General features: G+C 63.7%; 11 protein-coding genes, 1 tRNA gene and 2 pseudogenes. 9 read left to right on the top strand and 5 right to left on the bottom strand.

Features of this window, described 5'->3' with window-relative positions; all coding sequences use genetic code 11:
* Window positions 1–279 precede the first annotated feature (279 nt).
* A tRNA-Met gene (locus VZ95_RS07275) sits at window positions 280–356 on the top strand.
* A 146-nt stretch (window positions 357–502) separates the two neighbouring features.
* Here VZ95_RS07275 and VZ95_RS07270 read toward each other — a convergent pair.
* Window positions 503–1251 (bottom strand): annotated as a pseudogene (locus VZ95_RS07270) (SDR family NAD(P)-dependent oxidoreductase).
* A gap of 124 nt (window positions 1252–1375) precedes the next feature.
* Here VZ95_RS07270 and VZ95_RS07265 point away from each other — a divergent pair.
* Entirely contained in the window at window positions 1376–1996 is a 621-nt protein-coding gene (locus tag VZ95_RS07265) for a TetR/AcrR family transcriptional regulator (RefSeq protein WP_045775262.1), read from the top strand.
* Between the two features lie 11 nt (window positions 1997–2007).
* Here the strand turns inward: VZ95_RS07265 and rpoH are convergent, their stop codons facing one another.
* Together rpoH and VZ95_RS07255 are read right to left on the bottom strand one after the other, a co-directional pair.
* A complete protein-coding gene (gene rpoH, locus VZ95_RS07260) occupies window positions 2008–2892 on the bottom strand; it encodes an RNA polymerase sigma factor RpoH (RefSeq protein WP_045775261.1) in 885 nt (294 codons plus the stop codon).
* A gap of 183 nt (window positions 2893–3075) precedes the next feature.
* The gene (locus VZ95_RS07255) at window positions 3076–3864 is read right to left on the bottom strand and encodes an RluA family pseudouridine synthase (protein WP_232302531.1); all 789 of its coding nucleotides are present in this window, start codon (window positions 3862–3864) and stop codon (window positions 3076–3078) included.
* 278 nt (window positions 3865–4142) lie between these two features.
* On the opposite strand from VZ95_RS07255, the gene VZ95_RS07250 reads away from it, so the two are divergent.
* The 4 genes from VZ95_RS07250 to VZ95_RS07235 all read left to right on the top strand — a co-directional run bounded on the left by VZ95_RS07250 (window position 4143) and on the right by VZ95_RS07235 (window position 7985).
* Entirely contained in the window at window positions 4143–4424 is a 282-nt protein-coding gene (locus VZ95_RS07250; protein WP_045775260.1) for a DUF6476 family protein, read from the top strand.
* Between the two features lie 2 nt (window positions 4425–4426).
* Window positions 4427–5482 (top strand): threonine aldolase family protein, encoded by a 1056-nt coding sequence (locus tag VZ95_RS07245; protein ID WP_198148151.1) that lies wholly within the window; start codon window positions 4427–4429, stop codon window positions 5480–5482.
* A 326-nt stretch (window positions 5483–5808) separates the two neighbouring features.
* Window positions 5809–6798, top strand: coding sequence for a methyl-accepting chemotaxis protein (locus tag VZ95_RS07240; RefSeq protein ID WP_198148150.1), 990 nt, complete (start codon window positions 5809–5811; stop codon window positions 6796–6798).
* Entirely contained in the window at window positions 6708–7985 is a 1278-nt protein-coding gene (locus VZ95_RS07235; RefSeq protein WP_052711568.1) for an ABC transporter substrate-binding protein, read from the top strand. The genes VZ95_RS07240 and VZ95_RS07235 overlap by 91 nt, the downstream gene beginning before the upstream one ends.
* A gap of 13 nt (window positions 7986–7998) precedes the next feature.
* On the opposite strand, the pseudogene VZ95_RS28650 reads toward VZ95_RS07235, so the two are convergent.
* Together VZ95_RS28650 and VZ95_RS28645 are read right to left on the bottom strand one after the other, a co-directional pair.
* A pseudogene (locus VZ95_RS28650) lies at window positions 7999–8577 on the bottom strand (LysR substrate-binding domain-containing protein); the annotation flags it as partial.
* Window positions 8513–8908, bottom strand: coding sequence for a helix-turn-helix domain-containing protein (locus tag VZ95_RS28645; protein ID WP_332308025.1), 396 nt, complete (start codon window positions 8906–8908; stop codon window positions 8513–8515). The gene VZ95_RS28645 and the pseudogene VZ95_RS28650, both read right to left, overlap by 65 nt.
* Before the next feature lie 147 nt (window positions 8909–9055).
* Here VZ95_RS28645 and VZ95_RS07225 point away from each other — a divergent pair, with 147 nt between their 5' ends.
* The 3 genes from VZ95_RS07225 to VZ95_RS07215 all read left to right on the top strand — a co-directional run.
* On the top strand, window positions 9056–10492 hold the full coding sequence (locus tag VZ95_RS07225) for an MFS transporter (RefSeq protein WP_045775258.1): 1437 nt from the start codon (window positions 9056–9058) through the stop codon (window positions 10490–10492).
* A gap of 42 nt (window positions 10493–10534) precedes the next feature.
* Window positions 10535–11230, top strand: coding sequence for a fumarylacetoacetate hydrolase family protein (locus VZ95_RS07220; RefSeq protein WP_045775257.1), 696 nt, complete (start codon window positions 10535–10537; stop codon window positions 11228–11230).
* A gap of 71 nt (window positions 11231–11301) precedes the next feature.
* A partial coding sequence (locus tag VZ95_RS07215; protein WP_156995141.1) for a hypothetical protein occupies window positions 11302–11697 on the top strand: 396 nt, incomplete at its 3' end.

The following is an 11697-nucleotide window of genomic DNA, read 5'->3' as shown; positions in this document are numbered from 1 at the left end:
GTTACTTGTCTAAGACACGGAGAGTAGTCGCTGACCAGTCCTCAAACCGACATAACAAAAAAAACGCCTTAAGCAGCGCAAACGCGACCAATAGGCAAAAAAACAAAAAAATCAACACACACTCACAGTCTCTCGAAAAAAAAAAAAACGTCCTCAAGTAGGCGCAAGCCGATAGGAACAAAAGGACAAAAAAAACGTCCTCAAGTAGCGCTACGCGCGGTAGGACAAAAAATAAAACGCGCTCAAGTAGGCGCAAGCCGATAGCGCAAACATACAAAACGCGGGGTGGAGCAGCCCGGTAGCTCGTCAGGCTCATAACCTGAAGGCCGCAGGTTCAAATCCTGCCCCCGCAACCAAATTATACCGACAAAAAAAACCCCGCCCGAACAGGCGGGGGTTTTTGCTGTGCAAAAGCAGCCGACACAGCGACGCCCCAAAGGGGCGTGTGATGGCAAAAAAAAGGGCGGCACGATGGCCGCCCTTTCGGTCTGTTCCGAAAAGCTTACGCGGCGGCACCGCCATCGATATCCAGCGCGGTGCCCGTAATATAGGAGGCTTCCGGGCTGGCGAGGAAGAGCACGCCTGCAGCCACTTCCTCCGGCGTGCCGAAGCGCTTGAACAGCACGATCGTGCGCAGAAATTCTTCCAGCGGGCCTTCCGCAGGGGCCATTTCGGTGCGGATCGGGCCGGGCTGGATGACATTCACGGTAATCTTGCGCGGGGCGAGGTCATGGGCCGCGCCTTTGGAATAGCCGAGAACGGCGGATTTCGTCGCGGTATAGTCGGCGATGCCGGGGAAGGGCACGCGGACATTCACCGTGGAGCCGATGGTGATGATGCGCCCGCCCTCGGCCAGCAACGGCGCTGCCGTGCGGATTGCCGCAACGACGCCGGTCACATTCACCGCCCACATCCGGTCGAGCGCAGCAGCATCGGCGTCGGGGGCATCGACGGGGGCGCCAGCGAACACCCCCGCGTTATTCACCAGAATATCGAGCCGCCCGAATTGGGTATGAACTTTCTGCACCAGGGCTTTTACCTGGCAGCGTCGGCTTGATCGGCCTGGAAGGCGACCGCCTTGCCGCCGGCGGCGATGATGTCCGCAACAACGGCGTTCGCGCCCGCAGCGGAGGCATTATAGCTGAGGGCGACGGTAGCACCGTCTGCCGCCAAGGCTTTGGCCGAGGCCGCGCCGATACCGCGCGAGCCGCCCGTGACGAGGGCGATTTTCCCGGAGAGTTTCTGAGCCATGATAGAAGGGTCTTTCGAAGGGGCTTTGCCGAAGGGCTGGCGAAAGCTCGTTTTATACTGTACGGTACAGATATGCCTTCTTCGAGACGATGGCAAGGTGTTTTGTACTGAACGGTAAAATATCATGACCAAATCCTGTTCTCCGGGCCGCCCGCGCGGTTTCGATCCCGATGCTGTTCTGGATGCGGCTTTGCCGGTGTTCTGGGAAAAGGGCTATGAGGCCACGTCGCTGACCGACCTCACCGAAGCGATGGGCATCAATCGGCCCAGCCTCTACGCCGCTTTCGGCAATAAGGAGGGAGTGTTTTTACGGGTGATGGAACGCTATGGCGCGGGCTATCATGATTTTCTGGCCGATGCGCTGGGGCAGAAAACCGCCGTCGCCGTGATCCGGGCCATGCTGCGCGGCTCGGCGATAGCTCAAACGGAACCGGGCCGACCGCCGGGATGCCTGCTGCTCAGCACCCATTTGCCCAACGATCAAACGGCGCAAAACCTGCGCGATGCCCTGATTGAACAGCGGAATGTCGTGGGAACGGCCCTTACCGCGCGCCTAAAGCGCGCCGCTGCCGAGGGGGATTTGCCCGCCGATGTGGTGCCGGAAACCTTGGCCGCGACCGTAACCGCCCTCTGCCGGGGCATGGCAACCGACGCCGCATCGGGCGCGACGCGGGGTCAACTTTTAGAGGTGGCGGAATTTGCGGCGGAAACGCTCGCCCGGCGACTGACGCCGCCGCCGGGTTAAGCGCGATCCGGTTAGGCGACCGTCAGCAGCCGCTTATCGGTGGCGGCTTCGCGGATCGCCTTTTGCAGCTTCTCGAAAGCGCGCACTTCGATTTGGCGCACGCGTTCCCGGCTGATGCTGTAGCGCTGGGACAGGTCTTCCAGGGTTTGCGGCTCTTCGGCGAGGCGGCGGGCGACGAGGATGGTGCGTTCGCGCTCGTTGAGTTGCGCCAAGGCGTCCTTCAGCAGCACGCGGCGTTTGCTCGATTCATCCTGCTCGGCCAGGGCGATCTCCTGGCTTTCGGTTTCATCGACTAACCAATCTTGCCATTCGCCGTCGCCATCGATGCGCAAGGGGGCGTTCAAGCTGTGATCCGGCGCGCCGAGGCGGCGGTTCATCTGCACCACATCGTCTTCGCTGACAGCGAGGTCGGTTGCGATCTTGGCCACCTGCTCCGGCGTCATATCGCCATCGTCAATCGCGCGCATTTGGCCCTTCAGCCGCCGCAGATTGAAGAACAGCTTTTTCTGCGCCGCCGTGGTGCCCATTTTCACGAGGCTCCAGCTATGCAGGATATATTCTTGAATGGCGGCGCGGATCCACCACATAGCATAGGTGGCCAGGCGGAAGCCCTTATCGGCATCAAAGCGTTTAACCGCCTGCATCATGCCGACATTACCTTCGGAAATCAGCTCGGAGACCGGCAAACCGTAGCCCCGATAGCCCATAGCGATTTTGGCGACAAGGCGCAGATGGCTCGTGACCATCTTATGCGCGGCTTCAATATCGCCTTCGTCTTTGAATTTTTTGGCGAGGGAAAACTCATCCTCAACCGTCAGCATCGGGAACTTTCGGATTTCCGAAAGATACCGGGATAGATTTCCATCGCTTCCAATAATCGGCAAGCTCGCGGCCATGATGAACCCTCCTATGGCGTTCGTTCGTCGGGGGACTTCCCCCTGGGCAGGCTCCTGGTCCGAGTTCGGCACCCAATTCTGCGGTGCGGTGACGCTATCCCCCAAAAAAAGGCGAGATAATGTCGGGTTTCCCCCTCGGATCATTCGAGCATATCGCAACTTAACACTGTTTCAAGCGCAAAATTAGGCTTGTTCTAAAAAAGCCTCCAGGGCAGCCAAATCGGGCGGCAGCGGCGTTTCAAACAGCATATGCTCGCCGGACACCGGGTGAATGAACCCGAGGGCCGCCGCGTGCAGTGCCTGCCGCTCCCATCCCTTTACGTAAGCCGCGATCTGATCCCAACGCGTCAGCGCTGAAGATTTTTGCACGCCGCGCAGGGAGGAGAGCGATTGCTTCGACGGTTGCCCATAGACCGGATCGCCCAGCAGCGGGTGCCCGCGCTGGGTGAGGTGAACGCGAATCTGGTGCGTGCGCCCGGTCTCCAGACGGCAGGCCAGTTGCGTCACCAGCGTCACGTCGGGCACGCCGTAGCGCGCCAGGGTTTCGTAATAGGTCACAGCGGGCTTGCCCTTGGCGGTGATCGCCATGCGCTTGCGGTCGGTCGGGTGGCGACCGATGGCCCCTTCGATCCGATCTTCCAGCGGCACCGGCCCGCCCCACACGAAGGCGCGGTAGGTGCGGTCGACCGAATGATCGGCAAACTGCGCCGACAAATGCGCATGGGCCGTGTCGGTTTTCGCCACCACCAGCGTGCCGCTGGTTTCCTTATCGATGCGGTGAACGATGCCCGGCCGCGCCACCCCGCCGATCCCGGTCAGGCTCGCCCCGCAATGATAGAGCAGCGCATTGACCAGCGTCCCGTCGGGATTGCCCGGCGCGGGATGCACCACCATCCCGGCGGGCTTATCGATCACGATCAGGCTCGCATCCTCATAGAGGATCGACAGCGGAATATCCTGGGGCAGCGGCACTGCCGATTCGGCTTCCGGTAAGCGCAGCGCGAAGATCTGCCCAGCTTTGACCCGGCCCGAGGCTCCGTTACTATCTCGCCGAGACTCTGGGAATCGTCGCTTTCGTCGGGAAGTTCGGGTAACAGGTGTAACTGCCCCGCTTCGATCAGCGCTTTCAGGCGCGAGCGCGAAAGATCGGGCAGCAGCATTGCTAGGGCGCGGTCGAGCCGCTCCCCCGCCAGATCGTCGGAAATGGTCAGGATCGGATCTTGCGTCATGGCAGCAGACAGGAGGGGTGAGTGGCGGCGTTGAAGGCTCTGGTCATTGGAATGGGAATTCTCATCATCGTGGGCGTCGTGGTGCTGTTTGCTACCTTAGCCTCTCGCATGGGCGGGAATAAACAGGCTTGGGAGAGCCGGGTGAGCTTGCCGGAGGGTTTCGGCCTCGTGGGGATTGCCGGAACGCAGGACCGGGTGATTTTGCACACGCGCGGCCCGAAGGGCGAAGCCCTGCTGCTCGCCGTCGATCCTGCCACCGGCAAAACCCTGGGCCGCATTGCCGTGGACGGGGGGACGCCTTGAATATGAAGCTGAATTTCGCCTCCGATAACGTCGCTCCCGTTCCGCAAGAAATTCTGGAAGCAATTGCCGTCGCCAATCAATCCAGCGCCATGCCCTATGGCGCGGACGATATGACGGCGCTCGCCCTGCGCCGTTTCCGCGAACTCTTCGAGTGCGACCTGGAAATGATCGCGGTTGCGACCGGCACGGCTGCGAACGCGCTGGCGCTGGCCTGTATCTGCCCGCCGTGGGGCGAAATCTACTGCCACGCCGATGCGCATATCACCGAAAATGAATGCGGCGCGCCGGAGTTTTTCACCAATGGTGCCAAGCTGGTGCATATCCAGGGCGAGCACGGCAAGATCACGCCCGAAGGCCTGAGCCGCACCCTCGCCCTAACCGCGCCGGGCAATCCGCAGAAAACCCAACCGGCGGCACTGTCGCTCAGCCAAGCCACCGAATGCGGCACGCTCTACCAGCCCGACGAAATCCGCACCCTGACCGAAATTGCCCACGCCCACGGGCTGAAGGTGCATATGGATGGCGCGCGCTTCGCCAATGCCGTCGCCACCCTGGCAACCGCCCCGTCGGAGATTACCTGGGAAGCCGGGGTTGACGTGCTCTCCTTCGGTGCGACCAAGAACGGCGCGATGGCGGCAGAAGCCGTGCTGTTTTTCGACCCAGCCCTTGCCAGCGAAGCCGCGTTTCGGCGCAAGCGCGGCGGGCATCTGTTCTCGAAAATGCGGTTTCTATCCGCCCAGCTCGCCGCCAGCCTCGCCGATGGGCGCTGGTTGTCCTGGGCCAATCAGGCAAATTTAATGGCCGAGCGCATGGTCTCCGGCCTGTTGCGCGTTCCGGGCACCCGGTTGCTCTATCCGCGCGAGGCCAATGAGGTGTTCGTTACCGTGCCGGAGGGTGTCGCCGATGGGCTGGAGGCCGAAGGCATCGGCTTCTACCGCTGGGGCGGGGCGGGTTCGTCGGACCTCCGGTTCGTCACCAACTGGGGCACGAAGCCGGAGGATGTCGATTATCTCGTTGATCGGGCGCTGATGCACGCGGCACGCGGCGGGCGGGGATAGTTTTCCCCCCGTTTCGAGAGCTCTTCGCCCGCGCCGAGGCTGGCACACGGCATGCATGTTAATGATCTCTGATCTCAAAACGGCAAACAGAAGTAACCCTCTGGGCCATTATGATGATCTATAGACATTAGTTTGCCTAATTATAGGGCAATCTCGAAAGCGCAAGCGAGACACCGCCAATGAACTCACGCTGGGTTGGATTGAACATTGCGGTGTTATCGTGCGTATGTGTTGCTATTTCTAATGGTATTATTCTTTCAGTACCTTCGCCTTGGGTGATTTTTATCCTAGCACCTCTGACTGGGCTCTTGATTGGGAGCTTGGCGTTGTTCATCAGTCATCGACGGTTAGTGCCGCTCGCGCAGGCGATGAAAGCCCTGGCACGGCGCGAGCGCTTCGTTCAGCTTCCCTACACGGCTGAAGACACTCCGCTCGGGGGGATCGCGCAGGCGGCGCTGGACCTGCGGGAAGCCGTTACCGATGCGGATGCGCTCGCGGCAGAACGGCGCGCCGAAGGCAATCAGCAGGCAATTCGCGGGCAAGCGCGGGAAGTTCTCACCGGAACATTCGAAGACGGGGCCGAAACGCTCATTTCCCACATGGGGGATGCCACCCAGGCGTTGCGTTCGACCGCCGCGACGTTACTCACCTATGCCGAGGCGGCAGAGGCGCGCAGCGCGACGGGGGCGCGCACGGCGGGGGCCGTGTCGGAGCAGATCCGCGCGATGGCGGCAGCGGCGGACCGCCTTGCCGGTCTGATCGAAGGCATCCGCCACCGCGCCGACGAAAGCCGCGCCGTCACCGTCGCCAGCGTGACCACCGTGAAAAGTACCGACGCGTCCATCGCGGCTTTGACCGAAGCAACGGCCCGCATTGGCGCGATTGCCGATCTTATCAGCAGTATCGCGCAGCAAACGCAAATGCTGGCATTGAACGCGAGCATTGAAGCGGCGCGCGCCGGGGACGCCGGGCGCGGTTTTGCCGTGGTCGCGACCGAGGTGAAGGCCTTGTCGGCACAAATCTCCGCCGCGACGGCCGATATCCGCGTGGATATTGCGCAGATGAGCGGGGCTGTGACCGACGCCGTTGCCGCGATTGTTGAGATTGGGCAGGCGATTGGCGGGCTCGACCGATTGGCGGGCGGTTTTGCCGAGGCCGCAATCGAAGGCGAAATGGCGGCGGCGGAGATCGGTCGGAATGCGTTGATGGCGTCTAAGGCGTCGGCGTGCTGGTCGAGGATCTCGGGGCCGCCGCTGCCGCCGCGTCCGACACAAAGTCCGCCTCCGATCAACTGGCCCATGTTACGACCGATCTGACGCGCGAGTTCGAAGGGTTGCGCCAGTCGGTTGCCGGGTTTTTGGGCGATATTCGCGGCGGCGGTATCCGCGTCGGCGTGCTCCACGCGCTGAGCGGCACAATGGCGGGCAGCGAGCGACCGCTTCAGGATTTGCTCGTAATGATGATCGAGCAGGTCAATCGGGAGGGCGGTTTGCTGGGGCGGCCCTTGGAAGCGGCGATCGTCAATCCGCGCTCCGATTGGCCGTTGTACGGCACGCTCGCGCGCAAACTGCTGACGGAGGAGAAGGCCGCGGTTCTATTCGGCTGCTGGACATCGATCAGCCGCAAGGAAGTGCTGCCGGTCGTCGAAGAATTGGGCGGGCTGCTGCTCTATCCGGTGCAATATGAGGGCGAGGAACAGTCGCCGAATATTTTCTACACGGGGGCGACGCCGAACCAGCAGGCGCTGCCCGCCGTGGATTATCTCATGTCGCCGGAGGGTGGCGGCTTTCGGCGCTTTTATCTGATCGGCACCGATTACGTCTATCCGCAGATCACCAATAAGATTTTACAGGGCTATCTGCGCTCGAAAGGCATCGGCGGGGCCGATGTCGCGCTGAGCTTCACCCCCTTCGGGCACGCGGATTGGGCGGCGCAAGTGGCCGCAATCCGCCGTTTTGCCGCCGCTGGGCGGGCGGCGGTGATCTCGACGGTGAATGGCGACGCCAATGTGTATTTCTATCGCGAACTCGCGCGCCAGGGCGTGAGTGCCACAGTGACGCCGGTCATGGCATTTTCGGTAGGCGAGAATGAGGCGGCGAGCTTGGGGGCGGGGCTGCTCGATGGGCATTTGGTGGCTTGGAACTATCTGATGAGTGTCGAGGCGCCAGAAAACCGCCGCTTCATCGCCGCGTGGCGCAATCATACGGGGGATGCCCGCGCCGTGACCGACGATCCGATGGAAGCCACCTGGATCGGTTTCCATCTTTGGTGCGCGGCGGTGCGAAAAGCTGGCACGACCGATCCAAAAGCCGTTAGCGCCGCGATGGCCGGCAGCCGGATTATGGGGCCGGGCGGCGTTGAGGTGATGATGGATCCAGAGAATCACCATCTCCATAAGCCGCTCGCGATTGGGCGGATTACGTCGGACGGAGGAATCGCAACCGTGCTGCGGTCGTCGCACCTTCTCCCCCCCACCCCCTATAGCCCCTATTTGACCGCGTAAAAAAAGCCGCCGATCAGGGGGCTAACGCGGGGCCGTCCAAGCCTGCGCACACGGCCCGAACGCAGCCGCGCAACCAAGCGTGCCCGGCGTCGGCGTCGAGGCGCGGATGCCAGAGGAGGGAAATCGTGATCTCCGGGAGCGGTATCGGCAGCGGAAAGCGATAGAGGCCCGCGTGCAGCGCGGCGGTATGGCGGTCGGGCACCGTGGCGATAAGGTCGGTAGTGCGCGCTAACGCCAACGCGGTCGAAAAACTGCCAACGCTGACCATAATCGTTCGTTCAAGCCCAAGGGTGGCCAAAGCGCTATCGATGCCTCCGGTTTCCCTGCCGCGCCGCGACACCCCGATATGGAGCGCGGCGGCATAGCGGGCGGGGGTTATCGTGCCGTGGCAGAGCGGGTGCCCCTCGCGAACCAGCCCGATGAAGCGGTCGCGGAACAGCGCCTGTGCCCGGATTTCCGGCCCGATGCTGGCGTCGACGATGCCGGTTTCCAGATCGACGCCGCCCTCGCGCAGGGGCGCGCTGTCCTTATCGGATTTCGCGATGAAGCGCAGCCGCACGCCGGGCGCTTCGGCGGCGATCCGGGCGATGAGGGCAGGCCCGAAGGTTTCGGCGAAGCTTCGCGGGCGCGTAAGGTGAAGGTTCGGGCGAGGCGCGTGAGGTCGAGCGCGGCCGCCGGGCGCAGCACGGCTTCCCCATCCTGGACGAGTTGGCGCACTTGCTCGTGCAGGGGCGAGGGCGCGCGGCGGTTGGGACGAGGCGGCGTCCGGCCCGCACCAAGAGCGGGTCGCCCGTGGCCTCCCGCAGCCGCGTCAGGGTTCGGCTCATCGCCGAGGGGCTGAGCTGCAACCGTTGGGCGGCGCGGGCAACGCTGGCTTCCGCGAGCAAGGCATCGAGGGCGATCAGCAAGTTGAAATCCGGCATCGACATGGGGCGAGCGTAGCATGGTTTGGGCCATATGAGGCGTTCAGTGCAGTAATAGAGTGCAATCCCTGCGCGTTCCGCCTCATCTGGCTCCGGCCTAGGGTTGGGCGGCTCCAGATCGGGAGCGGCGCAAAACGGGAGGCCGAGATGGACCTTGCGGATAAGAATACTTCGGCGCGCGGCGCGGTCGCCTGCCTGGGCCTCGCCACGCTGCTGGCCGCCCTCGGCACCAGCATCGCCAATGTCGGACTGCCGACCTTGGTGCAGGTCTTCGATGCCTCCTTCCAGCAGGTTCAGTGGGTGGTGATCGCCTATTTGCTGGCGATGACCTGTGTGATCGTCGGCGTTGGCCGCTTGGGCGACCGCTTCGGCCGCCGTCGGCTGTTGATCGGAGGGCTTTGCCTCTTCACGCTCGCCGCGCTGCTCGGCGGTTTTGCGCCGACGCTTGGGCTGCTCATCGCGGCGCGGGCGGTGCAGGGGCTGGGCGCGGCAATTATGATGGCGCTCACGCTGGCCTTTGTCAGCGCAACGGTTCCTAAGGCGCGGGCGGGGCGGGCGATGGGGGTGCTCGGCACAATGTCGGCGCTCGGCACGGCGCTGGGGCCAGCGCTCGGCGGTGTCTTGATCGCCGGGCCGGGGTGGCGGGCGATGTTCTGGGTCAGCGTTCCGTTAGGCTTGATCGTGCTGTGGCTGGCGTATCGCACGCTCCCCGCCGATGATGCGCCGGTGCCGGGGCAGAAACCGGAGGCTTTCGATGGGCTCGGGATGCTGACGTTGGCGCTGACACTCGCCGCCTATGCCCTCGCCCTGACGCTGGGGCGCGGCCATATCGGTGCCGTCCAGGGCGGGCTGCTGCTGAGTGCCGCCCTTGGGTTCGCGCTGTTTCTGCGCATCGAAGCACGGGCAAGCGCCCCGCTGGTGCGCCGGGAGATGCTCCGGGACCCGGATAGGCGCGCCGGGTTGGCGGCGAATGCCCTGGTGGCGACGGTGATGATGGCGACGCTGATCGTCGGGCCGTTTTATCTCGCCCAGACCCTTGGGCTGAGCCCAGCGCGCGTTGGGGCGGTTTTGGCGCTCGGGCCGGTTCTCTCGGCGGTGAGCGGCGTTCCGGCGGGGCGTCTCGTCGATCGTTGGGGCGCATCCTTCGCCCTTTTGCTGGGACTGGGGCTGATGTTGGCCGGAGCGTTGGCGCTGGTGGGGCTGCCGCCGCTGGCGGGGCTCGCGGGCTATTGCGCCGCCATCGCCCTGCTCACGCCCGGCTATCAACTGTTCCAGGCGGCGAATAATGTGCGCGTGATGGCGGAGGTTCCCGCCGATCAGCGCGGGGTGACATCGGGGGTGTTGAACCTGGCGCGCAATCTCGGGCTGATAACGGGGGCTTCCCTAATGGGGGCGATCTTCGCCTTTGCCGTTGGGGGGAACGATCTTGCTGCGGCATCGGCGGCGGCGGTGGCGTTCGGGCTTCAGGCGACGTTCAGCGTCGCGGTGCTGCTGATCGGGGCGGCGCTGTGCCTGACCTTGAGCGCACGGCAAAAAAGCCGGGCAGGGTGGCGGAGACGGTTCTTGCGCCGGGGCGGCGGCTGACTAAGGATAGACGCGTCAATTTGTCCGACAAGAGGCTGCCCGATGACCCATTTCGCCTTTCCCCCCGCCGCTCAGGCTTCGGTTGCGATTGCGGGGGAGCCAGCGCGGTTTCCCGTGCGGCGGATTTATTGTGTGGGGCGCAATTACGCCGAACATTCGCGCGAAATGGGGCATAATCCCGAGAAGGAAGTGCCGTTCTTCTTCTCCAAACCCGCCGATGCGGTCGTTGAAACCGGCGCGACGATCCCCTATCCGCCGGAAACGCAGAATCTGCACCATGAAATCGAACTCGTAATCGCCATCCGCGTCGGCGGGGCGGATATTCCGGTTGACCGCGCGCTGTCCCACGTCTTCGGCTATGGCGTCGGCATCGATCTGACGCGCCGGGATTTGCAGGGCGTGGCGAAAGCCGCCGGGCGGCCCTGGGATCTCGCCAAAGGCTTCGATCTATCCGCGCCGATTGCGCCGCTGCATCGGGCCGATAATGGCGCTACGGCACAGCAGGGCCGCATCTGGCTGGCGGTGAATGGGGTCGAAAAGCAGTCGGGCGATCTGACCGATATGATCTGGCCGGTGGCCGATATTATCGCCTTCCTGTCGCGCTCGGTCACGCTTCAGCCCGGCGATCTCATTATGACCGGAACGCCGGCAGGCGTGGGGCCGCTCGTGCCGGGCGATCAGGTGACGGGCGGCATCGACGGTCTCGGCGCGATCAGCCTAACAATCGCGGCCCGTTAACGCGTTTTAATCTGGCCGGAACGCGCGCGGTTTGACCCGAGGCGGCTGCTTGGCTTAAACCTATCGGCGTGATGCATTCCTCTTCCCTGCCGCCCGCTTGGGATATGGCCCCCCCGTCCGACTGTCTCGCTGCCGACGTTTTGGCGCGGGTCGCGTGGTTGTCACACCCGGTCGCGGCGGAACCTCCCCCCTTGGGGGCCGACCGCCGGGCGTTCGTTCCGCTCGTGCGCTGGTTGCGGCTGATGCTGGCCCCAACCGAGATTACGGTCGACGGCGCAGCGCAGGGGTTCTGGCAAGCCGTATTGGGCGAGAGCACTCCAAGCCCCGCGCGCGGGGAAAGTCTGCGCCTTGTGGATTGTCTCGATGGGGGCAACCCCGCCTCCGACAGTTACGATGGGGCGCTTTGGCTGCTTCCCGCAGCGGCAAGGGTTCCGGCGGCGGGGCTTGTGATCGACGTGGGGGCGGCG

Origin of the sequence: Elstera litoralis, assembly GCF_000963705.1 — a bacterium.
Lineage (GTDB): Bacteria > Pseudomonadota > Alphaproteobacteria > Elsterales > Elsteraceae > Elstera > Elstera litoralis.
Note: the sequence above shows the minus strand (reverse complement) of the source record. Positions and strands in the feature narration are given on the sequence as shown.